This is a genomic window from Sulfitobacter mediterraneus (assembly GCF_003054325.1).
GTDB classification, from domain to species: Bacteria; Pseudomonadota; Alphaproteobacteria; order Rhodobacterales; family Rhodobacteraceae; genus Sulfitobacter; species Sulfitobacter mediterraneus.
In genome coordinates this window covers 1-23629 of the sequence record NZ_QBKU01000007.1, presented here as the reverse complement: position 1 = coordinate 23629, position 23629 = coordinate 1, and the positions used below count along the sequence as shown (strand labels likewise).

The window sequence follows — 23629 nt, the reverse complement described above, 5'->3', positions numbered from 1 at the left end:
AACACCAAAACCCTCAGAAATTTAGTTGCAATACGCTGTGGCCTTCGTCAGTCTTAACAAACAGCGCTAACCTTGGCGATCCGGTTGAGGGTGCGCAACGACAACCATGCTGTGCTAGATCGCTCTGGCGCATCACGGAACGCTCATGGCGCGACCTTCGGGAGGGGTGGCGGAATTCTAGAGTTTGAATAGAAACAGATAGTTATGTCGTTAAGCGGCGTAAAATGCTTGGGCTATCTGTGTCTAGTAACAATGGTGTTCCGAAATCTGGTTCGGGACGCATGAATGTGAAATCAAAGCGGCCAAGCCCGTTTTTGAGTGCGCAAAACACTGGAAGAACGCGCATCTGACTGCGCGCAAAGGTTGACTTCACGCTCTGGCGCCCTTGATCTTGTAGGGCTCAGAATATGAATTCGTTAAACAACACGACCGTTTCAAGCGGCAAAAGGGGACAGATCAAAGTGTCAGCCATCACACCGCAGGATTATGCGATTGCACCGGTCAAAATACCGCTGCGGATGCGCGGGCTCTTGCTTGCACGATGTGCCAATCCTGCCTTGCGCCATTCTTCTGTTTTCGTTTCCGGCGCAAGGGCGTAGGGGATGCGTAACGCGGAGACATGGATGGCCCAGACGGGACGCCTCCGCATTTACGGAGCAGTAAGATTATGACCCCTTTCGCAATTGCCGGCGTGCAGATGTACGTCAACGCCCTCCAGCCCAATGTCGATGGCATGTTGCATCGTCTCGACATTCTGATGATGCGCTTTCCCTGGACCCAGATGGTGCTGTTCAGCGAACTTGCGCCCTTTGGCCCGCTTGAGAAATTCAAGCTGCCCCAGCAAAACGAAGTGATCGACAAATTTTGTGAGGCCGCGCGGCGGCACAAGATCTGGCTGATCCCCGGCTCGATGTTCCTGACCCATCCCGAAGACGGGCGCGTCTACAACACTTCACTGGTGATCAACCCGGACGGCGAAGTGATCCGCCGCTATGCCAAAATGTTCCCGTTCCTGCCCTATGAGGCGGGGATCGCGGCGGGCACAGATTTTTGTGTGTTTGACGTGCCGGATGTGGGCCGCTTTGGTCTGTCGATCTGTTATGACATGTGGTTCCCGGAAACCACGCGGCAACTGACATCGCAAGGGGTTGAGGTGCTGTTGCATCCGGTTCTGACCGGCACAACCGACCGCGACGCCGAACTGGCCATCGCCCGCGCAACGGCAGCGCAATTTCAGTGTTATGTCATTGATGTCAATGGCTTGGGTGCAGGCGGCGTGGGCAAATCACTGGTTGTCGATCCGACATCATTGGTGCTGCACCAATCGGCGGGCCAAGAGGATATGTTCCCCATCGAGGTCGATCTGTCCATGGTCCGGCGCCAACGCGAAACCGGTATGAAGGGTCTGGGGCAAGTTCTCAAAAGCTTCCGCGACAGATCCACCGATTTTTCCGTCTACGACCGCAGCAGCGGCGTGGACAGCTATCTCAGCTCGCTGGGCCCGCTTGAAGTGCCACAGCAAGGCTCTCGTGCGGGTTTGCACGTCGATGTCCCGGCAAACGCAGAGGCAGAAAAACTGGAACGCGGACCTCACATGGGGTTCGGGATTTCGCCCGCTTTGGGCAAAACGTCAGGCGGCTGAAACACAACGATTGCGGCACTCATACCGCGGACCCATCGTGTTTCAGCCTTTTTGAGGAGGATGAACGATGGATTCTGTCAGCGAGTATTATTCCGCAACCCAATTGCGTGCTGATCGGTGGAGCGCCCTGCGCGAAGCCGCCGCATCCCTGTCCCGAGAGACCGCCGCGAAAAAGGTCGCGGCGCTCAAGGTGCGCATTGGCGATTTGTTCGAATCCCTGGCCCTGATCGAGCCCTATTGGGCTTTCCCCGGCATGGCCGCCTTTGACCACATGCACCGCAATTTTGAGCATGGCAATTTTGAGGATTTATCCTTTACAATCAGCCGCGTCACCCGCGCCTTGACGACCGGCGCCTACCGGCGGCGCAGCATCCCTTTGGATCGTGACACCACCGACGATGACGAACACAACGACGAGGCGATGCTATCGCCCGAGGCTCGCGCCATGGCCCGCCCCTATTTCGAGGTGCTGATCGTCGACAACGTCAATGACCATCAGGAACGCTGGCTCAAAAGCAATGTTGCCCGCATGCGCCGCCCAGAAGATCCGTTTCATTATGAGGCCGTGGTGGTGCCCAGCCTTGAGGACGCCCTGATTGCCGTCCTCTTCAACCACAACATTCAAGCGATTGTCGTGCGCCCCGGATTGGTGCTGAAATCCAAGAACGACAATGAGATTTTGTCGAAATATGTCACCAACGCCAGCGATTCAGATGCCATCGACGCGATGCTGCCCGAAGATTACGGCCCCGAATTGTGCCGCCTGATCGCCCGTGTCCGCCCCGAGTTGGACGCCTATCTGGTCACCGAACGGTCTGTGGAAGATATCGCAGGGCTGGATCTGGGGATCTGCCGGCGGGTCTTCTACAACCAAGAAGACTTTATGGAACTGCACCTGAACATCCTGCGCGGTGTGGCGGCACGCAACAAAACCCCGTTTTTCACGGCGCTGGTTGAATATTCCAAACAGCCAACCGGTGTTTTTCACGCCATGCCGATTAGCCGCGGCAAGTCCATCACCCGGTCCCATTGGATACAGGACATGGGCGCGTTCTATGGGCCCAATATCTTTTTGGCTGAAACATCGGCAACTTCCGGCGGGCTCGACAGCCTGCTGGAGCCGCAAGGCCCGATCAAAGAGGCGCAAGAGCTGGCCAGCCGCGCCTTTGGATCGAAACAGACATTCTTTGCCACCAACGGCACCTCGACATGTAACAAGATCGTTGTGCAGGCCTTGGTCCGGCCCGGTGATATCGTGCTGGTGGACCGGGATTGCCACAAATCGCACCACTACGGCATGGTTCTGGCCGGGGCCGAAGTTGTCTACCTCGACAGCTATCCACTGAACCAATATTCGATGTATGGCGCGGTGCCACTCAAGGAAATTAAGCATCAATTACTTGCACTTAAGGCAGCAGGCAAGCTTGACCGCGTGCGGATGCTGCTGCTGACGAACTGTACCTTTGACGGGCTGGTTTACAACGTGGAGCGGGTGATGGAGGAATGTCTTGCCATCAAACCTGATCTGGTTTTCCTCTGGGACGAGGCGTGGTTTGCCTTTGCCCGGTTTAGCCCGACCTACCGCCAGCGGACCGGGATGCGCACCGCCAACAACCTGCGCAAACGCCTGCGCACGGAGGATCACAAACGCGCCTATGAGGCCCAACAAGAAGCCTTGGTAGATGCCAGCGACGAAACGCTGATCGAGACCCGCCTGATCGCCCCGCCGGAGGCGCGGATCAGGGTCTATGCCACCCAATCCACACACAAAACGCTAACCTCGCTCAGGCAAGGGTCGATGATCCATGTGAACGACCAGGACTTTAAAGGCGAAGTCGAACAAAGCTTCCACGAAGCTTACATGACCCATACCTCGACCTCTCCCAATTACCAGATCATCGCCTCGCTTGATGTCGGGCGCAGGCAGGTTGAACTGGAAGGGTTCGAGTTTGTGCAGCGCCAGATCGAGGCGGCCATGGCGATGCGCAAGGCGGTCAGCAGTCACCCGCTTTTGCAAAAGTATTTCAAGGTCTTGACCGCCGGTGACATGATCCCTGAACGGTATCGCCAAAGCGGCGTCACCAGCTATTTCGACAATGAACAAGGCTGGACCGACATGTGGGATTGTTGGGAACAGGACGATTTTGTCCTCGACGCCACCCGCGTGACATTGGCCGTGGGCGGCACGGGCTGGGACGGTGACACGTTCAAGACCCAGATTTTGATGGATAAATACGGTATCCAGATCAATAAAACCTCGCGCAATACCGTGCTGTTTATGACCAATATCGGCACAACGCGTTCTTCGGTGGCCTATCTTATCGAGGTGCTGGTAGAGATCGCAAATGAGCTGGACGAGCTGTTGGATGACGCCTCTAAAATGGAGCGGTTGTCGTTTGACCGGCGCGTGAAAAACCTGACGGAGAACTATCCACCGCTGCCCGATTTCAGCCGGTTCCACGATGCGTTCCGCCCCGATGATCTAACGCCCGAGGGCGACATCCGCACCGCATATTACCTCAGCTATGATGAGAAAAACTGCGACTATCTGGAGTTGGACGGATCGCTCAAAGAGGCGCTGGAATCCGATCAAGAGGTCGTCTCGGCCAGTTTCATCATCCCCTACCCGCCCGGCTTTCCGATCTTGGTGCCGGGGCAAGTTGTCAGCCGCGAGATCCTCGCATTTATGCTGGCGCTCGACGTCAACGAAATCCACGGATACCGCGCCGATCTTGGCTTGCGTGTATTCACACCAGAGGCCTTGGCCGCCTTGCCCAAGGCCAAATCAATCACAACAGCCGCCGAATAAGAAAAGGACACGAAGATGCCAACAGTGCTCAAGAATATTTCCGAAATCCGCCGGTTCTTTCATCGCAATGAAGACCCCGTCTATTTCATTTCGGCGACCAACTTTAACCTTCTCGGCCTTGATGAATGGGTCAAGAATTTCAAATACATCTGCTATATCGACTGTTACGGTGGCAAGCACCCGAATGTGTTCTGCCCCTCCGAACAACCCCATGCGGAATTCCAGTCCATCGAGGACATCAACAACTATTTGCTGCAACACAAAGAGGTGATTGATTTCATCAAACGCCGGGGCGGCAAGCCAAAGTTTGTGTTCTTGATGTTTGACGAGGAAACCGAACGCCTGTCCAAAGAGCTGGGCGCGGACGTGTGGTTCCCCAAGGCCAAGCTGCGCACCAATATGGACAACAAGATCGAAACCGTGCGCATCGGCAACAAGGCGGGCGTTCCGTCGGTGCCGAATGTGCTGGCCGAGGTGAAAGATTACGAGGATCTGAAAAAGACCTGTGAAAAGGCCGGGATCGGCCATGATCTGGTGCTGCAATCGGCCTTTGGCGATAGCGGGCACACCACGTTCTTTATCAAATCCGAGGCTGATTTCCGCCGCCATGAACATGAGATCGTCGGCGAAGGCGAAATCAAGATCATGAAGCGCATCGATTGCCGCGGCTCTGCCATCGAGGGCTGCGCCACCAAGGAAGGCACGATCGTTGGCCCGCTGATGACCGAACTGGTGGGTTTCAAGGAGTTAACCCCCTATCGCGGCGGCTGGTGCGGCAATGAAATCCTTTCAACGGCCTTCCCGCCCAAGGTGCGTCAGAAGGCCCGCGAGCTGACCTTCAAGTTTGGTGAACAGCTGCGCAAAGAGGGCTATCGCGGCTATTTTGAACTGGATTTCCTGATCGACAAGAAAACCGGCGATATCTGGCTGGGTGAATTGAACCCGCGTATCACGGGCGCCTCTTCGATGACCAACCATGCGGCCTTTGCCCATGCCGATGCGCCATTGTTCCTGTTCCACCTGTTGGAGTTCTCCAAGAAAAAATTCCAACTCGACGTGGATGAGCTGAACGCCCGTTGGGCCGATTCCGCCAATATCGACAGCTGGTCCCAGATGGTGATCAAACACACTGACGACAGCGTAGACATCTGCACCGCATCGCCAGAAACCGGCATTTACAAGATGTTAGAGGACGGCAGCGTGGTCTATGACCGGTTTGATTATCACCGCCGCGCCGTCGAAAGCGAGAACGAAGCCTTCTTCCTGCGCATCCTGCAACCGGGTGATTACCGCTATGAAGGGGCCGATATCGGTATCCTGGTGACGCGAGGTCGTTCTATGACCAAGAATTTCCAGTTGAATGAACGCGCCAAGAAATGGATACACGGCATCAAGAAAACGGTCGATGGCAAGCCGTTGCCCGTTGCCAACGCTGGTCCGGCCCTCGCAGACCCGGCGTTCAAAATCCTGTAAGGACTGCCTATGCACTGGCGCGCCCTCAGCGAAAACCTGCCCGGCCCCAAATGGGCCGGGCTTTTCGCGGAATATTGGCCCGATTATAGGCGCTGGTGGCTCAAAGAGGGCGACAGCGCCCGCCCCAGCTATCTGGAGAGCAAACGCGCCCTGAAAGAACACATGCCCGAGATTGTCCCGCTTTATGACGATCTGTGTGATCTGGCAGGCGGCGGCGATCAGGCGGCGCGGTTCCTCAGTTTTTATTGCCCTCCGCCCTACCTGTCCGGCTGTTCTCAGGCGATCTGGACGGGCGAAGAGCCGGTTCTGGTGCGCAACTACGACTATAACCCCAATGCCTTTGACAGCCTGATCCTGCACACAGGATGGCAGGGCCGCCGGGTTATGGGCACCTCTGACGGGCTTTGGGGCATGGTGGACGGCATGAACGATGCTGGCCTAGCAATCTCGCTGACTTTTGGCGGGCGGCGGGTGGTCGGGACCGGTTTTGGTGTGCCGCTGATCCTGCGCTATGTCCTGCAAACCTGCGCAACCGCCGAAGAGGCAGGTGCGGTTCTGGCCCGCGTGCCGACCCATATGAGCTATAACGTCACCGTTCTGGATGCCAAACGCCATTACCTGACCGCTATGATGGCCCCGGATCGCCCTGCGGTGATCACCCATGCCGCCGTGGCAACGAACCATCAAGAAAACGTTGAATGGGTGAGCCATGCACGGTTTACCGCGACTGTGGAACGCGAACGCTTCTTGTTGCAACGCCTGACCCTGCACCGCGACCCCGAAGACAAGTTCATCGGCGCCTTCCTGCGTCCGCCGCTGTATTCAACCGCTTTTGATGCCGGATTTGGGACGCTTTATACGGCCGTCTACCGGCCACGCCTGCAACAGATGGAAGTCCGCTGGCCAGGTACGATCTGGCCGCTTGAGATGGATGCCTTTCAAGAAGGCGGACGCCGGGTACAAATCCCCGGCGCGGCTTGATCTCAGGGCCTGCTGCCGGTCTCGCCCAGCACCGCATCCAGCCGATCCAGCAACATCTCAATGCCTTCTGCGTCCACGCTTAGCGGTGGTCGGATTTTCAGGATATTGTCATCCGGCCCCTCCCGGCCCATCAAAATCCGTTCCTCTCGCATCCGGTTAAGAACATAACTGCACTGTTCCGTCGCATGTTCTTTTGTGGCGCGATCCGTCACAAGTTCAACTCCGGCAAACAAACCCATACCGCGCACATCTCCAATAATATCATGAGCTTCCGACATGTTCTTGAGGCCTGACATTAACATAGCGCCCATCGTTGCAGCGTTCTGCATCAGCCCTTCGTCATCAACAATGTCCAGCACGGTTTTACCCACACGGCACGAAAGCGTTGAGCCGCCAAAGGTCGAGAAAAACTCAGGACCCTTGGCAAAGGCGGCGGCGATTTCAGGCGTGGTGATCAACACGCCCAAGGGATGGCCGTTGCCGATGGGTTTGCCAAGCACGACAATATCCGGCACCACGCCCTGCGCTTCAAACGCGAAATAGTGGTCGCCAAGCCGCCCCAATCCGGTCTGCACCTCGTCCGCGATACAAATCCCGCCAGCCGCGCGGATGCGCTCATAAACGCCCTTAAGATAGCCATCCGGCGGAATGATCTGTCCGCCGACCGAAGGGAAGGTCTCCGCGATAAAGCCTGCGGGCCTGTGACCACGATCTGCCAATGCGGCGATCGCCTGATCCACCTGTGCCGCATATTTGCCGCCCCGCTTAGGGTCATCGCGGCCAAAGATACCGCGATAGTCATCTGGAATATCAACCAGTTCCACCCAATCGGGTTGCCCCACGCCGCCCTTGGCATTGAACTTATAGGCCGAAATGTCGATCGCCCCGGTGGTATTGCCATGATAGCCGTGATTGGGCGTGATCATCCCTTTCGCCCCACTGGCCGCGCGGGCCAACCGCAGCGCCAGCTCGTTGGCCTCGGTGCCGGAATTGAGGAACCAACAGACCGACAGCTCCGGCGGTAGTTTTGACATCAATTTGTCCGCAAAGGCGGTCTGCGCCGGATGCAGATAGCGGGTATTGGAATTCATCCGCAGCAGTTGGTCGGCCACGACCGCCTGAATGCGCGGATGGGCGTGGCCAACATGCGGCACGTTGTTGTAGGCATCCAGATAGGGCCGGCCCCATTCATCAAACAGATGATGCTTCCACCCCCGCATCAACATCACCGGATCGCTATAGCTCAGCTTGAGGTTGCCGCCAAAATGCGCCTGCCGCTTTTCGAGAATACCATTTTTATCAGTGTCTTGGTGGGCGACATAAACGTCATCAAGGTTCAAGAGCGCCGCCGGATTGGGACAAATCGCGCCCCAAAGATCCAGCTCATCGGGATCAGCCACTCCGGGCCAATCCGTGCCCATACCTGCCAATGACAGCGCCAGCTGAAAATGCAGATGCGGCGCCCAACCGCCGTTGCAATCTGCCGCGCCCAGGCGGCAAAACACCTCGCCCTTTGCGATGCTCTGGCCCAGTTCCAGACCTGCAATGCTCGCCGGATCAAGGTGACCATAAAGGCTGTGAAAAGCGTCACCCTGCGGGGTTTCATGGCGCAGAATAACCATGCCGCCGTAGTCCAAACGCCCGCGCCGATCCTCGACAAAGGCAACCGTAGCGGCCATTGGCGCCATCAGTTCCTGTCCGGCGGGGGCAAAGACATCCACGCCAAGATGCACCGTGCGCCGGTTCGAGGCCTTCCATTTTCCCTTTCGGAATGCGGGGGCGGTGTAAACCAATCGCGGCTCACTGTAATAGCCCATCCAGATATCATCGGGGCCGAACCGATCTGCGCCCAGCGTCGCGGCCTCGTGATCGGTGATGTCAAAAGGATTGCGCGGACAGGTCGCCGCTTCAACCGCCAAAGCCTCCATGGGGGCATCCGACAGGGACTGGCCAATGATTTGCGCAAAACCGCCACGCGACTGATCCAGCCACAACGCGACCCGCGCGGCCGCATCATTGATCGGCAATCCGCATGCACTGCGCAGACGCATCCGCAGCATCTCGACGTTCAGCTCTGGCCCCTCCAGGAACCGCCAAGCGGGCGCTTGAGAGATTGTGATGTAGGGATCGTCGGGATTTTCCTGCGCCATCAACGTAGAATTGACGATGCTTTTGGCCAATCGCATCCGCAGCAACGGCAACAGCTTATCAATCTCGGCTCCCGTAAGCGGATGCACCTGATGATAGCCTTTGACCAACCCGGTGAGCGCCTGCTCTGGCTCCGGGTGATCCAAAACCGCATAAGCCGCCGTGATAGCCAGATCGCAGATGCGCGGCGCACGGCACATATCGCCCAGATCGATCACACCAGAAATATGCGGGTTGCCCGTGCTGTGATCTGCCAAGGCGTTATAATCATTTAGATCATTGTGAATGGCCTGTTGCGGCAAACCGGCAAGAGCGTTTTGCAGCGCATCAAATTCCTCGCAAATCCCGGCCAAGATCGCGCGGCGGCTGGTGTCTGTGACACAGTCCAGCTCAGCTTTGATCCAACCTGCCTGCATCAGGTTCCATTTGAAATCACGCGCCAAGGCAGGGTGATCGAAATCAACAAGTGCGGCGGTCAGCCTGCCGTTCTGCGCCCCCAGATCGGAAATCAGAGCCATGCTATGTGGGCTAAACTTGGCATAGCAGATCCCCGGCAAGGCTGATTGCAACCAGATCAGCCGCGCCTGCCCTGCACCATCTTTGGCCGTGATCATCGCGCTGCCATCATTGGCCGGAATGACCCGCGGCATCGGCACCTCAGGCGCTTGCGCTGCAACATGATCCAGCGCTTTGATCTGCATTTCGATCAGACCGGCGTCGCACCCTGCCCGCATCACCTTGAGAATGCTGGTCTTTCCGTCGTCTTGATTGACACGAAAGTTCAGATCATACTCGCCATCCAGCGGTTCAAGCTGCGCCGTGATACCCCAATGGGTTTTGAGTATCTCTGTCCAATTGTCCGACATGCCGCCGCCCCCCGAATTTCTGTTGTGCCATCAATGCGTGGCAAGATCAGGGGCTTCAAGAGGGATTGTCGGATTTGGCGAAACTGCGATCAATCCTCGCGGCAGTATACATCATAGAGGGTGCCCATCAGCGCCTGCATTTTTGGGTCCGCAATCCGGTAAAAGATCGTCTGCCCCTGCCTGCGCGTATCCACCACACCGCCCGCCCGCAGCTTGGCCAAATGCTGGCTCAGCGCGGATTGCCCAAGGTCGAGCGTTTCATGCAGGGCACCAACGCTGCATTCCCCCTCTGCCAGTTTGCACAGGATCAGTAATCGGCGCGGGTTGGCCAAGAGAGACAGCTGCCCCGCGACATGATCGGCTTTTTCTTCAAGCCCGGAGGAAAGTGTTTCAGACATATTTTATACTTTAGATATTGCTAATTTAGTAATTTCTTATTTATATCACATCAGTCAGGCGCTGCAAGAGCGCCGCAACACAACGGAGTTTGCGCTTATGGAATTGTCCACTGCAACAGAATTTACGCCGCTGCTGTCCCTCGTGGGCGGCATCCTGATCGGGATCAGCGCCTTGATGGTGATGGGGCTTTTTGGACGGATCGCAGGAATATCCGGCATCACCAGCGGCATGATGGCTGCGTTTCTGCCCATGCGCGGGGCGCCAACAGATCTGGCCTGGCGGCTGGCCTTTGTGGCCGGTCTGATCGCCGCGCCGCTGCTTTACAGCGTTTTTGCCGGGCAACTGCCCGCGCAGACCGTGCCAACATCCCTGATCGGCATGGCCATTGCGGGGATTGTGGTTGGCGTCGGCACCAGTCTTGGATCGGGCTGCACCTCCGGGCATGGGGTGTGCGGTTTGGCGCGGCTCTCGCCTCGGTCGTTGATCGCTGTCTGCACGTTCATGGCAACGGCGGGCGTCACGGTTTTTGTCCTGCGGCACATGGTTTAAGGAGCATCAGATGCATATTCTTTTTGGTCTACTTTCCGGTCTGGTCTTTGGCGTCGGCCTCGTTATCTCTGGCATGTCAAACCCTGCTAAGGTGCTGAATTTCCTCGATGTAGCAGGCACTTGGGATCCAAGCCTTGCCTTTGTGATGGGCGGTGCCTCGGTGACGACATTCATCGGCTATCGTTTGATCCTCAATCGGCCAGCTCCTGCCCTGGCGGATGTGTTTCAGATGCCCACAGCGGCGCAAATTGACCGGCCGCTGCTGGTCGGTTCTGCGCTCTTTGGCATTGGTTGGGGTATTGGCGGGCTTTGCCCCGGTCCGGCCTGGACAGCGCTGCCAATGATGGCGCCGGGGGTTTTGATTTTCCTGCCGATGATGCTCTTGGGTCTGTGGCTTGGCAGCCATCTGAAACGGCAATCCAGCGGTGATGCGGCCCCCGCCGCCAGCTGATACGGCACGCGATCACCTCGCAATGGCCGCACACCTGTCTTAAGGCGGCCAGAATTGCATGGGCATCCTCCCCCTGAAAAGCAAAGGGGATGCCCATGCAGAATGTTCCAACGGCGCGGCAGACCGCACAGGCCAAGATGTTCGAACTGATGCGCCAGACAGCGCTATCAAATCGGGCCGCGGCCAAGCCACATTGCGCCCTGTCAGACAAAGATGCCGATCGCCTGAAATCGCGGGCTTTGGCGTCTTTGGGTGTTCGATCAAAAACAAGCAGAACTGCAAGTCACAGGTTTGGCCGGTCTGTTATCAACCGTGTTACCCAGATGCGCCTCAGAAAAACGCAGCGCCGTCCAGCTCTACAATCAAGGTACCAATAACCCGCCCATTGCTGGGATCGGTCAAGGCAAAGACGGCCCGTGCGCGTTCAGTTTGGGCCGGATCGCCCGAGGCATCAAATATCTCAAATTGCCAAGGCGCGGCTTCGTAATGCTGGCGCAGGCAATTTCGAACCAGATCCGCCACTGCATCACCAGATCGCCTCTCTGCTAGGGTCATCCCGTCCAGATCACGCAGCGAAATCGAGCTGATGCGCCCTTCTGCGTCTTGCAGATGCCCTTGCAGGACCACATGCGCCGGATGGGCCGCTTGTGCGGCAAGTGGCGGATCCGTCAAGGCGCCCACCAGCCGTGCATCATTGACCCAAGTCATCACATCCCGGTCGATAAACCGCAGAATTGCCATCGGCCGATCCTGCGCCCAGCCCGGCGCGGCCAACATCCAAACAAGCGCCGCCATCACATAGCGTGTCATTACATTTCCCCAACTCCACTGCGCCACCGGGCGCAAACCACGGGTGAGCCTAGGAAAGGGGCGTTAAAGCGGGATGAATCGCCATGCAGTCTCTGTGGTACTGGTTAGCGTCAGGTTAACCTTGGTCCGGAACCTCACCGCGAAAGCCCAGTGCCACAACAAATTTCTCAGAACTGTCTGAGCGACTGGCCGGTGGTTTGTAGTTGTGGACCTTGGTGAACCGCTGTTTCAGCAGCTTTTGCAGATCCCCTTCGGCACCGCCGGCCAGAACCTTGGCGACAAACGTGCCGCCCTCATCAAGCACGTCAAAGGCGAAATAGGCCGCAGCCTCGCACAGGGCGATAATGCGCAAGTGGTCAGTCTGTTTGTGACCCGATGACGAGGCCGCCATGTCCGACATCACCACATCAGCCTTGCCGCCCAGCCATTCCTTGACTTGCAGATCGGCATCGTCTTCCATGAAATCAAGCTGGTGCAATTCGCAGCCCGCAATCGGCTCCATCTCTTGCAAATCAACGCCAAGAATGGTGCCCACGGCCTTGCCGCCGCGCTCGGCCAGAACATTGCTGCGCTTGACCGCCACCTGACACCAGCCGCCTGGTGCCGCGCCCAGATCAACGATCCGCGCGCCGGGAACAAGGAACCGGAATTTATCGTCCAGCTCCATGATCTTATAGGCCGCACGCCCGCGATACCCTTCGGATTGCGCGCGTTTCACATAAGGATCATTCAACTGCCGCTGCAACCAGCGGGTCGAACTGGTGGTGCGCCCGCGTGCGGATTTGACCTTGACCTTGAGGTCGCGCTGGCCCCGTCCGGAGGTGTTCTTGCCAGTAGGTGTCTTGCCCATCTCAATAGGCCCCTTCTTCCAATACGCCATCGGCGCTCATTTGTGCATATAACAGACCCTCGCGCAGACCGCGATCCGCAACCGAAAGCCGGTCCGTGGGCCAGCAGCGCATCAAGGCCTGCAAAATCGCCGCCCCCGACATGATCAACGCCGACCGGTCCTGCCCGATCCGCGGATCGGCGCGGCGGCCATTGGGCCCCATTGCCAGATAGGAATGGATCACCTTATCGATCTGATCGGTGGTCATCCGCAGCCCGTCCACCTTTGTGCGGTCATAGCGGCGCAGGCCCAGATGGCTGGCGGCGACGGTTGTGACAGTGCCCGAGGTGCCGACAATCTGGAACCGTTCCTGCGGCTGGGCCGAGTGATAGGGGGTAAAGTCCTGCAAATTTTCCTCAAAGAACCAACTCATCAGGGCAAACCGGGCCGCGTCATCATCCACATCACTGAACTGGTCGCGCAGGGTCGCCACGCCAAGCGGCACAGAGATCCAATCGACGACTTTGGCCGCCGGAATATCGGTTTTGGCCTGAATGAACCCCGAATGCAGACGCATGATGGATTGGGCGCGGTCTTTCTTGGGCACCTTGGAGATGTCGATCCAAACGAGTTCGGTTGATCCGCCGCCAATATCCACCACCAGCAGATTTTCTGTCTTGTGATTGACCAGTGGCGCACAGGAGATCACCGCCAGCTGCGCCTCTTCCTCAGGCTTGATGATATCAAGGCGCAGGCCGGTCTCACGCTGAATGCGGCGCATGAATTCTGCGCCATTTTGCGCCCGTCGGCAGGCCTCTGTTGCAACCAGACGCATCCGGCGCACTTTGTTGCGGCGCAGTTTTTGTTGGCAAATGCGCAATGCCTGAAGGGTACGCGCCATCGATCCGCGCGACAAACGCCCGGTACGTTCCAACCCCGCGCCCAATTGCACAGATTTGGAAAAACTATCAACCACATGAAAACCGCTGCCCTTGGGCTGCGCGATCAACATGCGGCAACTATTTGTACCCAGATCAAGGGCCGCATAGAGGTCAGACGATCTGGGCGGAACTGGCGCGGGGCTCAGAGCCGGTTTGTTGTCCTTTTCGAGCGCGCCCGCACCTTTGGGACGCTGTGGCGCCATGGTTTGCGCCTTTCATATCGAGTTGCCCTCAAGGTAGTCGCGCAGGCGGTCACACGCAAGCGCGAAGGTGCGACAATCGTGCAAATCTTATGCGCTTGGATGCGCGTCCCGATAGCGCCTGATCCAATCGGCGCTGGTCTCATCGGCCAGCTTGCGCAGCCCCGGTGCGGTATTGGCAGCAAGCGCCGGATTCTGACCGATTTGGCCCAGAACCCGTGCCAGAGTGGCCTGCGGCGCAGCAGCCAGCTCTTCGTAGCTCAGTCTCAGCGGCGCGATGCCCTGCGCCTCAAACCAGCGCGGCCATGCGGCATCATAGGCCGACAGCTCTGCCATACGCGCGGTGATCAGGGCCGGATCATAGCCCTGTGGCACTGTTGGTGCGATTTCCTCCAACGTGCTGCCATCGGGGCGGCCATGCCACAGCCCGGTCTGTTCTGCGCGGATGTAGGACACCGCCTCGGCCAATTTGTCGCTGCGCGACAGGTAGATATAGCGCAACGGACCAAACGCAGCGGCGAATCTGTCCGCCTCTGAGGGTCTGCCAGGATGCATCCGGCCCAGCCAGTCGCAGGCGAACTGCAAATCCGACCCCATCAGCCGCAAGCCAAACACCCCGGTTTCGCCCTGCCCGGCCTGCCGCATCGCCGCAAGGTAACGGGCAGAGAACGCCGCATCCTGACAATCCACACGCGCCCCCAATCCCCAGAGATCTGCCCAATACTTCAGGCTTTTCTGGCGAAAAAAGGAATCAGGATGCCCTGCCACCCCGGTCTGGGACAGCAGATCACACAAAAGCGTCGTGCCGCTGCGCGGGGTGCTGCACAGGATATATGCGGTGGGCTTGTCCATGGAGCATAGAGCTAACGACCCACGCTCACCCTGTCCATGTGGTGCGCCTCACAACAAAGGTGAATATTATGATGCTCCGCCCCCCTCGCGGTACAGGTCGCTGCGGGATAAACCTCACTGCGTCGCGGATGGAATGCTTTCGGTCGATATTCTGCCGCGTTTGAGCAACGTCTGCCGTTAGACAGGCCATGAAATGCAACAAGGAACGGGCACATGCCAGAGGTCACAATCGTATATTGGCGGGATATTCCGGCGCAGGTGATTGTCGGAAAAGGCCGCCGCGGGGAAAAGCGTGCTTTGCCGGAACGGTTTGAGCAGGCGATCGACCGCGCAGCCATGAAAGTGGGCGCCGAAGACACCGATGCCTATCTGGCCGAATGGCGCAAAGCGGCGCCATTCACCGTCGAAGGCAGCGATGCCGAAGTTGCAGATTCCGAGGCCGAACGGCTGGACAGCGAATATGACCGCGCCCGCATCAAGGCGCTGATTGACAACGACGGCTGGGCCTAAGGTCCGGCTTCCCATGTTCAAGGATAAACTCATGGCTCTGCTCAATTTCCGCCGCAAAGACACATCTGCCCCAACCACGACCTCCCCCGAGGTTGAGGCCCTGCTCAAGGATTATTCGATCGAGGTGATGCCGCGCACCGCCGAGAAAGTCGAAGATTTCCGCGACCTGCTGCCCGCCGAGACCCGCGTCTATATCGCCCATATCGAAGGCACACCCATCGAAGATATGGTTGCCACCGCAAAACGCCTGAACGAGGGCGGCTTCAAGGTGATGCCGCACTTCCCCGCGCGGATCATCAAGGACAAGGCGACGCTGGCAGACTGGATTTCCCGCTACCAGGGCGAAGCGGATGTGAAACAGGCATTGTTGCTGGCGGGCGGCGTGGCCTCTCCCCATGGTGATTTCTCCGATTCCATGCAGCTGTTGGAAACCGGCCTTTTTGATGAGGCAGGGTTTGAGCGCCTGCACGTTGCCGGCCACCCCGAAGGCAACCGCGACATTGACAGCGACGGCAGCACCACAAACGTGGACGCTGCGTTGAAATGGAAGAACGATTTCCAGACCCGCACAGATGCCGAGATGGCACTGGCAACCCAGTTTGCCTTTGATGCAGATCCGATCATCAAATGGGCGGACGACCTGCGCGAGGCCGGGATCACCCTGCCCGTTCACATCGGCATCGCCGGTCCGGCCAAGCTGCAAACCCTGATCAAATTTGCCATCGCCTGCGGTGTTGGCCCATCCCTGAAGGTTTTGCAAAAGCGCGCGATGGACGTGACCAAACTCTTGCTGCCCTATGAGCCGACCGATGTGATCAACACATTGGCCGCGCACAAGGCCGCCAACCCCGATTTCAACATCACTCATGTGCACTTCTTCCCGCTTGGCGGGATCAAGACAAATGCCACATGGGCCCAGGAAAATGGCGGCGCTTCTGCCGTTCCTGCCAACGCCGACTAAAGGACCAACCCAATGACACGCACGATTGTCGAATCCAAAACCAAAACAGCCGTCATCGGCTTTGAAGAGCCATTCTGCGTCATCGGGGAACGGATCAACCCGACGGGCCGCAAAATCCTGGCAGAAGAGCTGGAGCGCGGCGACTACAGCCGTGTCGAATTTGACGCTATTGCACAGGCAAACGCCGGTGCCACAGTGCTGGATGTGAACTCCGGCGCGGTCTTTTCCAACAAAATGGCCGAAGATCCACGTTACGCCGACAACAACTTTGTCGAGCCGATGCTGATGCCAGAAATGATCAAACGTGTGCAGGCTGTGACCGACACGCCCATCTGCATCGACAGCTCCGTACCCGGCGCGCTTGAAGCCGGCCTGCAGGCTTGTGAAGGCCGTCCGCTGCTGAACTCCGTCACCGGCGAAGAAGAACGGCTGGAAATGGTTCTGCCGCTGGTCAAGAAATACAACGTGCCTGTTGTCGCAATCTCGAACGACGACACTGGCATTTCCGAAGACCCGGATGTGCGCTTTGCGGTTGCGAAACTGATTGTCGAGCGTGCGGCGGATCACGGCATTCCTGCCCATGACATCGTTGTGGACCCGCTGGTGATGCCCATCGGTGCGATGGCGACAGCCGGGCATCAGGTCTTTACCCTCGTCCGCCGTCTGCGCGAAGAGCTGGGCGTGAACACCACTTGCGGTGCCTCCAACATCAGCTTTGGCTTGCCCAACCGTCACGGCATCAACAACGCCTTTTTGCCAATGGCAATGGGCGCGGGCATGACCTCGGCAATTATGAACCCTGTTGGTCTGCCGGTGAACGCCAAGAAGATCGAAGAGAAGAAGGCCGAACTGGCCGCGCTTGGTGTGGTTCTGCCCGAGGGCATGGATGACGAAGCCTTTGTGCAGCTCTTTGGCATGGGGTCCACCCTGCCGCGTGCGGGCAAGGAAATGGAAGCAATCCGCGCCGCCAACTTCTTGTTCGACCGTGACCCTCATGGCGGGGCGTGGATTGAATTTAACAAGGTTGCGCCCAAAGCCGGTCAAGAAGGCCGCGGCCGCGCAGCCCGCGTTGGCGGCCGTCGCCGCCGCGCTTGATCGGATTGAAAAGACTGCAAAGGGCCCTCTGTTTTCGCAGGGGGCCTTTTTTGTGTCTTATGCCGCCTCACCTGCCAGCGCCGCAAAACTGGTGACCCGCCGCAAGCCGCTGAACAGACATGCGGCAAAGGACAGGGCAAACGCCGCAAGCGCCAATGCCAATCCAACCTGCGGCCCCAATGCGCCGACCACCGTCCCCGCCACCAGCGCCCCGATCGGCCGCACACCATAGATCGCCGTCTGGATTACCGCGTTGATCCGGCCCAACATCTGCGGCGGCGCCACCACCTGCCGCAATGAGTTTTGCGCAATCAACCACATCGCAGGTCCAAACCCGACAAAGAAAAACCCGATATAGAGGGGCACGATGGCCTGCGCCTGCGCGGCGGTATAGACCACGATCATGGCAAGCGCAGAACTGCCCGGACCAAACAACAGCACAATGTTCGGGCGCACCCATGCGCCGATCCGGCGGATCGTCCATGTGCCCAGAAACCCGCCCAAGCCAAGGAAGGCCATCGCAATCCCGAAGGCTCCGGCAGGCGCCTCAAAAAGCGTTTGAACAGCTGGAACCATTGCCACCAAAAGCGCGGCAAATGCAAAGTTCCAGAAGATCGCACAAAGCGCCACGGACAACAGTAAGGAATGCCCAGCAACAAAGTGAACACCGTCGCGCAATTGCTTGATAAGGCTCAGTTGCTCTGTCAGTTTCCGTGCTTCGAAATAAGGCAAACCGCGCAGCTGTTGCATCCCCCAGATCAGGACCAGAACCGCCAGCGGAAACAGCCACAGCGCGCTATCGCCTGTTGCAATCACTCCCACCGCCAGCGGCACCAAAAAGGCGTTGAACGCGCGCGGTAATTCAATCCGCGCATTGGCAGCGGCCAGCGCCGAAACAGGCTCTGCGCGTGGCAAAATCGACAAAGCAGACAGGCCAAACAGCACAACGCCAAATCCGGCCAAAGTGATGGAGGCGCCAAACAGCAGCAACGTCTCAAACGCAATGCCCGCCGCAGCGCCAGCCGCTCCAACCACAGAAACCCCAACCGAAACCAACGCCAAACGGCGCAGGTCATGGCGATCCACCAACAACCCAAAAGGCAAAGAGCCCAACAAATGCGCCAATGACTGGCACGCCACGAGCAAACCAATGGTCTGTGCAGTGGCTTCAAACACCAAGGCAGCCAAAATAGGCACGGCAACAAGTGCCATTTGGTCTGCAAAATGCAAGGCAGCAGCCGCGCGGGTTAAAGTGGTGACAGCGGTTTTCATAAATCGTCCTCAGATAATCCTGAGCCGACCTTATGTGACCTTGGCTGTGTGACCGATCCGAATGATGCGCATTGGCTGCCATCCAATCACCCCTGCATGAATGAATTCCACGAAACCGCAAAACCGGTAACCCGGTATTAACGCACCGCCCTCTAGAAGGTTCTGACCCGACCCCAAAGTGGAGCGTTCTTTTATGTGTATTGCAGTGTCAATTTGTGACCCGGTGCTTTGTGACTGAACCGCTTTGCCCCGATGGAAAACTCGATGTCACAGCGGCGCCCGGCCTTCATGCTTCGCTTTTGCGCTGTGACGGTCAGGATGTGCAGGTTGATATGACCAGCGTCACGTCTATTGGCGCATTGTGCCTGCAAACGCTCATCGCGGCCGCGCGCAGTGCGCGGGATAACAACCATGATTTTCAGATATCAAACACCAGTGATCAGGTTCTGGCCCAAATGGCCGCCATGGGCATGACGCCCGAACTGATTGTGGAGGGATGCGCATGACCCTTGAAATTCTCGCCGTGGACGACAGCCGCACGATGCGGGACATGATCCGCCTGGCCCTGCTGCCCTCTGGATTTACCGTTCATACCGCCGATGATGGCGTGCATGGTGTCGAGGTCTTGGATGGCATCACCCCGGACGCGATCATCACCGACATCAACATGCCGCGCATGGATGGTTTTGGTTTTATCGATGCTGTGCGCGGGCAGGAAAAACACCGCTCCACCCCCATTCTGGTACTCACAACAGAGGCTGCCCCGGAATTGAAGCAACGCGCCCGCGTGGCAGGTGCAACCGGTTGGATTGTAAAACCTTTTGACCCGGTAAAACTGGTCAAAGCGCTGCAAATGGTTGCGGGATAGGAGGCAGGGATGACCGTAGATAACGATCCAATGGCCGAAATCCGCGCCTCGTTCTTCATCGAAAGCGAGGAATTGCTTGAGGCGCTGCAAGATGGCCTGCAATTAATGGATGACGGCGCTGCGGACAACTAGACCATCAACGTTGTATTCCGCGCGGTGCATTCGATCAAAGGTGGCGCGGGCGCATTCGGCCTCGAAGGCCTGGTTCATTTTGCCCACCGCTATGAAACGGTTTTGGACGAAGTCCGCGCAGGCCGATTGCAGGTCGAAACCGAGGCACTCAAAGTCTTCTTTCAAGCCGCTGATCACCTCTCCGATCTTGTCCGGATCAGCCGCGACAATGACCCGCTGCCCGATGAAGAAACCGAAGTTCTGTTGAAGGCTCTTGATGCCTTCCTTGGCGACACTGGCCCGGTATCCGGCACCTCCGAAGAGGACATTGAATTTCAACCAATGGGCCTGTCCCTTGATCTGGATTTACCAGTTGACGGTACCGCAGACCTGCCTGATCTGGACGCCCTGCCACCTCTCGACCTCGGTTCTGTGACAACGACCTATGAGATCACCTTTGCGCCGCAGGCCGACCTGTTTGACACAGGCAATGAACCTGCAACGCTGCTGCGCAATCTACAGCAGCTTGGCACCGCCAAAGTCACATGTGACAGCAGCCGGCTCCCCCCCTTGATCAACTGCGCCCCGATGTTCCCCACCTCAGCTGGACAGTGATCCTTCAAACGGATGTCGAAGAAAGCGAAATAGTCTCGATCTTTGAATTCGTAGAAGGGCTGTGCCAACTCGACATCAAAAAGCAGGGCGAGCCGGATAGCCGCGACCTGCCGCCACTTCCAGATCTGCCCCCAGTTGAACCCACGATGGCTGAACACCGAGAAACATTGCCGCAGACCCCAATTGAGGTGACACCGGCCCCATCAGCACCTGTTGACGATCCTGTTTCTACAGTCGCTGCGCCTACTCAACCCGCCCAAGCCACGGCACCTACCGCTGCAAAATCAGTGGTGCGCGTCGATCTGGACCGCATTGAACGGTTGGTAAACCTGGTAGGGGAGTTGGTGATCAATCAGGCAATGCTCAGCCAAAGTCTCGAACATTCGGGTTTGTCACCCCATTCGGACGCGATGAGCGGTCTGGAAGAGTTTCAGCGTCTCACCCGCGATATTCAAGACAGCGTTATGATGATCCGTGCGCAACCGGTCAAATCCCTATTCCAACGCATGTCCCGCATTGTCCGGGAAGCCTCAGCCGCCGTTGAAAAAGACGTAAGGCTGGTCACCACAGGTGAGGCAACCGAAGTCGACAAAACCGTGATCGAACGACTGGCTGATCCCTTGACCCATATGATCCGCAACGCGGTCGATCATGGCCTTGAAACCAAAGAGGAACGACTGGCCGCCGGCAAACCCGCCCAAGGTAAAGTCAACCTCAGCGCCGCCCATCGCTCCAGGCGCGTCGTGATCGAGATCGCCGACGATGGCGCGGGCATTGCTCGGCCCAAAGTGCTGCAACTCGCCATTGACAAGGGGCTAATCCCGCCAGACAGCAATCTCACCGACACAGAGATTGACAACCTTTTGTTTTTACCTGGGTTTTCCGCCGCTGCCACGGTTTCAAACCTGTCCGGCCGCGGGGTTGGCATGGATGTGGTGCGGACCTCTATCCAAGCATTGGGCGGGCGCATTACGACAACCTCTTTGCCCGGCCAAGGCACGACATTTTCTATCTCCTTGCCGCTCACGCTCGCCGTTCTGGATGGTATGGTCATTGAGGTGGCCGAAGAAACCCTGGTGCTGCCGCTCAACCTGGTGATCGAGACATTGACGTTGCAGCGCGGAGATGTGGAAATGGTGCGTCCAGGGCGCAACGTGGTGCGCGTGCGCAGTGGTTTTGTCCCTTTGTTTGATCTGGGTGCGGCGCTTGGCTACCGCCCCCCCTTGGACGATTTTGAGGGCTCCGTGGTGTTGTTGATTGCCAACGAAGATGAAACCAACGCCGCGCTTTTGATCGATAACATCCTTGATCAGCGGCAAGTGGTGATCAAAGGCCTGGACGAGAGCTTTTATCGTGCACCGGGCATTGCCGCGGCGACCATCCTTGGTGACGGCCAAATTGCACTGATCCTCGACCCTTCTGACATCATCAGCACGGCCATCCCCAAACCCGGTTTGTCGCAAACCAGCTCAGACGCAGGAGTTCCAGCATGACCGATACACAAAGCCCTCAATCTATTGAGCTTTTGACATTTCAACTGGCTGATCAGGAATATTCTCTTGATATCATGTCTGTCAGAGAGATCCGCGGCTGGACCCGCGCAACCCCGCTGCCACATGCGCCGAAATTCATGAAAGGCGTGATCAATCTGCGCGGCACCGTACTTCCCGTTATGGATCTTGCACAACGGCTTGGCCTCGCGGCCCGTGAACAGAACGACCGCAACGTGATCATTGTGGTCAAGCATGAAGAGACCATGACCGGCCTTCTGGTGGATGCGGTTTCTGATATCATCGCGCTCACCTCGGATGATTTGCAGCCGCCGCCTGAATTGTCATCGGGTACGGCCAATGGTGTTGTTAATGCGCTGACCCTGATTGACGACCGGATGATCCGCGTATTGGACCTTGCCGCAACCATCAATGACACCGAGAGCGCAGCGGCATGATCGCTTTGGCCCATAGCGAAGTTGCACTTGATCCGGACAGTTTTCGATCAATCGCTGACTTGGCATATCAGGAAAGTGGATTGACCCTGGTTGAAGAAAAGACCTCGATGATCCAGTCTCGCCTGCGTCACCGGTTGCGAGCTCTCAAACTGGACGATTTCGCCGCCTATTGCGCGGTTCTAAAGTCCGATGCTGGTCGATCGGAACGTCGGCATTTGATTTCAGCATTGACCACCAATGTTTCGCATTTTTTCAGAGAAGCGCATCATTTTGATCAATTGGCTGACCTGTTCGATGCCCGCGCCGCAGCCCTGCGCGCCGGGGGGCGGATGCGCATTTGGTCGGCGGGGTGCTCAAACGGGCAAGAGGCCCTGTCTGCCGCGATCACACTCGCGGAACGGGCGCCGGATCTGTCAAAGCTTGACCTGAAAATCCTGGCGACGGACATCGATCAGAATGTGGTCCAGTTTGCGCGGGACGCAAAATACCCGCAGCGGTTCATGCGCGGGGTGACGACTGAAATGCGCAGCAAGTATTTTAACGTCACTACTGAAGCGAATGGCGAGAAACACTATTCCGTTGCTCCATCAACGCGCCAATTGATTCAATTCAATGCCCTTAATTTACTGGGTCAATGGCCCATCCGCACCAAGTTTGACGTAATCTTTTGCAGGAACGTGGTGATCTACTTTGATGCGGAGACGCAAGAGCAACTTTGGCCCAGATTTCTCGAAGTGTTGCATCCGGATGGCCTTTTGTTTCTTGGCCATTCTGAACGGATCGCGGAGCCGGAAAAGTTTGGATTTGAATGCATTGGCCCGACAACCTATCGGCCTTTACCGCAGTGAAACACCGCCCGGCTGGGTAACGATTGAACAAGGAATAGACTTATGGCGCTGCGCGACCAGATCCGCATCATGGTGGTAGACGATATGTCAACCAGCAGAGGTCTCATCACCCAAGCGCTCGATGGTTTTGGCGTGCGCAATGTGGCGACTGCAGAGAACGGCAAACAGGCATTACATGCGCTGGCCAGCAAGCCGGCGCATTTGGTGATTTCAGATTACAACATGCCTGAAATGGACGGGCTGCAATTGCTGCAGTACTTGCGGGCGACACCGCAGACCAAGGGGGTAGGTTTTGTGTTAATCACGGGGCGCGCCGAACAACAAATCATCGATCACGGCAAAAAACTGGGCATGAATGTCTGAAGTCAGCGCTTATGGGTCCAAATAGTGTCATTTGCTAAGAGAGGGTTTGTTGCTCATCGTAACCACCGAGGAGTGGACGATGAGAAAG

General features: G+C 57.5%; 24 protein-coding genes. 17 read left to right on the top strand and 7 right to left on the bottom strand.

Annotated elements, in window-relative coordinates; genetic code table 11:
- Positions 1–667: 667 nt before the first annotated feature.
- The 4 genes from C8N31_RS12270 to C8N31_RS12255 all read left to right on the top strand — a co-directional run bounded on the left by C8N31_RS12270 (position 668) and on the right by C8N31_RS12255 (position 6905).
- Positions 668–1642, top strand: a complete 975-nt coding sequence (locus C8N31_RS12270) for a carbon-nitrogen hydrolase family protein (RefSeq protein WP_025046372.1) — start codon at positions 668–670, stop codon at positions 1640–1642.
- Between the two features lie 67 nt (positions 1643–1709).
- Positions 1710–4451 (top strand): aminotransferase class I/II-fold pyridoxal phosphate-dependent enzyme, encoded by a 2742-nt coding sequence (locus tag C8N31_RS12265; protein ID WP_025046373.1) that lies wholly within the window; start codon positions 1710–1712, stop codon positions 4449–4451.
- A gap of 15 nt (positions 4452–4466) precedes the next feature.
- Positions 4467–5924 carry a biotin carboxylase gene (locus tag C8N31_RS12260; RefSeq protein ID WP_025046374.1) on the top strand — a complete coding sequence of 486 codons (1458 nt, stop codon included), beginning with the start codon at positions 4467–4469 and terminating at the stop codon, positions 5922–5924.
- 9 nt (positions 5925–5933) lie between these two features.
- Entirely contained in the window at positions 5934–6905 is a 972-nt protein-coding gene (locus C8N31_RS12255) for a C45 family autoproteolytic acyltransferase/hydrolase (RefSeq protein WP_025046375.1), read from the top strand.
- A gap of 2 nt (positions 6906–6907) precedes the next feature.
- Here the strand turns inward: C8N31_RS12255 and C8N31_RS12250 are convergent, their stop codons facing one another.
- Both C8N31_RS12250 and C8N31_RS12245 read right to left on the bottom strand, forming a co-directional pair.
- Complete coding sequence (locus C8N31_RS12250) at positions 6908–9919, bottom strand: aminotransferase class III-fold pyridoxal phosphate-dependent enzyme (RefSeq protein WP_025046376.1); 3012 nt, start codon at positions 9917–9919, stop codon at positions 6908–6910.
- A gap of 89 nt (positions 9920–10008) precedes the next feature.
- A complete protein-coding gene (locus C8N31_RS12245; protein WP_025046377.1) occupies positions 10009–10317 on the bottom strand; it encodes an ArsR/SmtB family transcription factor in 309 nt (102 codons plus the stop codon).
- On the opposite strand from C8N31_RS12245, the gene C8N31_RS12240 reads away from it, so the two are divergent.
- Positions 10316–10867, top strand: a complete 552-nt coding sequence (locus C8N31_RS12240) for a YeeE/YedE family protein (protein WP_338063683.1) — start codon at positions 10316–10318, stop codon at positions 10865–10867. The genes C8N31_RS12245 and C8N31_RS12240 overlap by 2 nt on opposite strands.
- A gap of 10 nt (positions 10868–10877) precedes the next feature.
- Positions 10878–11318 (top strand): DUF6691 family protein, encoded by a 441-nt coding sequence (locus tag C8N31_RS12235; RefSeq protein WP_025046379.1) that lies wholly within the window; start codon positions 10878–10880, stop codon positions 11316–11318.
- Positions 11319–11648: 330 nt separating this feature from the next.
- Here the strand turns inward: C8N31_RS12235 and C8N31_RS12230 are convergent, their stop codons facing one another.
- The 4 genes from C8N31_RS12230 to C8N31_RS12215 all read right to left on the bottom strand — a co-directional run bounded on the left by C8N31_RS12230 (position 11649) and on the right by C8N31_RS12215 (position 14950).
- Entirely contained in the window at positions 11649–12128 is a 480-nt protein-coding gene (locus tag C8N31_RS12230; protein ID WP_025046380.1) for a cache domain-containing protein, read from the bottom strand.
- A gap of 115 nt (positions 12129–12243) precedes the next feature.
- A complete protein-coding gene (locus tag C8N31_RS12225) occupies positions 12244–12978 on the bottom strand; it encodes an RlmE family RNA methyltransferase (RefSeq protein WP_025046381.1) in 735 nt (244 codons plus the stop codon).
- A 1-nt stretch (position 12979) separates the two neighbouring features.
- Entirely contained in the window at positions 12980–14101 is a 1122-nt protein-coding gene (locus C8N31_RS12220) for a Ppx/GppA phosphatase family protein (RefSeq protein ID WP_025046382.1), read from the bottom strand.
- Between the two features lie 87 nt (positions 14102–14188).
- Entirely contained in the window at positions 14189–14950 is a 762-nt protein-coding gene (locus tag C8N31_RS12215; RefSeq protein WP_025046383.1) for a Stf0 family sulfotransferase, read from the bottom strand.
- Between the two features lie 213 nt (positions 14951–15163).
- Between C8N31_RS12215 and C8N31_RS12210 the strand changes: the two genes are divergently transcribed.
- The 3 genes from C8N31_RS12210 to C8N31_RS12200 are packed head-to-tail and all read left to right on the top strand — an operon-like array spanning position 15164 to position 17516.
- On the top strand, positions 15164–15460 hold the full coding sequence (locus C8N31_RS12210) for a virulence factor (protein WP_025046384.1): 297 nt from the start codon (positions 15164–15166) through the stop codon (positions 15458–15460).
- 31 nt (positions 15461–15491) lie between these two features.
- Positions 15492–16421 carry a methylenetetrahydrofolate reductase gene (locus tag C8N31_RS12205; protein WP_025046385.1) on the top strand — a complete coding sequence of 310 codons (930 nt, stop codon included), beginning with the start codon at positions 15492–15494 and terminating at the stop codon, positions 16419–16421.
- A gap of 12 nt (positions 16422–16433) precedes the next feature.
- Positions 16434–17516, top strand: coding sequence for a methyltetrahydrofolate cobalamin methyltransferase (locus tag C8N31_RS12200; protein WP_025046386.1), 1083 nt, complete (start codon positions 16434–16436; stop codon positions 17514–17516).
- Positions 17517–17573: 57 nt separating this feature from the next.
- Here the strand turns inward: C8N31_RS12200 and C8N31_RS12195 are convergent, their stop codons facing one another.
- On the bottom strand, positions 17574–18788 hold the full coding sequence (locus tag C8N31_RS12195) for an MFS transporter (protein WP_025046387.1): 1215 nt from the start codon (positions 18786–18788) through the stop codon (positions 17574–17576).
- 230 nt (positions 18789–19018) lie between these two features.
- On the opposite strand from C8N31_RS12195, the gene C8N31_RS12190 reads away from it, so the two are divergent.
- The 8 genes from C8N31_RS12190 to C8N31_RS12165 are packed head-to-tail and all read left to right on the top strand — an operon-like array spanning position 19019 to position 23541.
- Positions 19019–19294, top strand: a complete 276-nt coding sequence (locus tag C8N31_RS12190; protein ID WP_170116162.1) for an STAS domain-containing protein — start codon at positions 19019–19021, stop codon at positions 19292–19294.
- Positions 19291–19656 (top strand): response regulator, encoded by a 366-nt coding sequence (locus tag C8N31_RS12185; protein ID WP_025046389.1) that lies wholly within the window; start codon positions 19291–19293, stop codon positions 19654–19656. The genes C8N31_RS12190 and C8N31_RS12185 overlap by 4 nt, the downstream gene beginning before the upstream one ends.
- Positions 19657–19665: 9 nt before the next feature.
- Positions 19666–19788 carry a hypothetical protein gene (locus C8N31_RS20710; RefSeq protein ID WP_420834937.1) on the top strand — a complete coding sequence of 41 codons (123 nt, stop codon included), beginning with the start codon at positions 19666–19668 and terminating at the stop codon, positions 19786–19788.
- A 24-nt stretch (positions 19789–19812) separates the two neighbouring features.
- On the top strand, positions 19813–20382 hold the full coding sequence (locus tag C8N31_RS20705; protein WP_420834938.1) for an Hpt domain-containing protein: 570 nt from the start codon (positions 19813–19815) through the stop codon (positions 20380–20382).
- The gene (locus C8N31_RS12180) at positions 20379–21875 is read left to right on the top strand and encodes a chemotaxis protein CheA (protein ID WP_420834939.1); all 1497 of its coding nucleotides are present in this window, start codon (positions 20379–20381) and stop codon (positions 21873–21875) included. The genes C8N31_RS20705 and C8N31_RS12180 overlap by 4 nt, the downstream gene beginning before the upstream one ends.
- A complete protein-coding gene (locus C8N31_RS12175) occupies positions 21872–22330 on the top strand; it encodes a chemotaxis protein CheW (protein ID WP_025046390.1) in 459 nt (152 codons plus the stop codon). Before C8N31_RS12180 ends, C8N31_RS12175 begins: the two co-directional genes overlap by 4 nt.
- Positions 22327–23178 carry a CheR family methyltransferase gene (locus tag C8N31_RS12170; RefSeq protein ID WP_025046391.1) on the top strand — a complete coding sequence of 284 codons (852 nt, stop codon included), beginning with the start codon at positions 22327–22329 and terminating at the stop codon, positions 23176–23178. The genes C8N31_RS12175 and C8N31_RS12170 overlap by 4 nt, the downstream gene beginning before the upstream one ends.
- A 42-nt stretch (positions 23179–23220) precedes the next feature.
- Positions 23221–23541, top strand: a complete 321-nt coding sequence (locus C8N31_RS12165; RefSeq protein WP_081785613.1) for a response regulator — start codon at positions 23221–23223, stop codon at positions 23539–23541.
- The last annotated feature ends 88 nt before the right edge of the window (positions 23542–23629 follow it).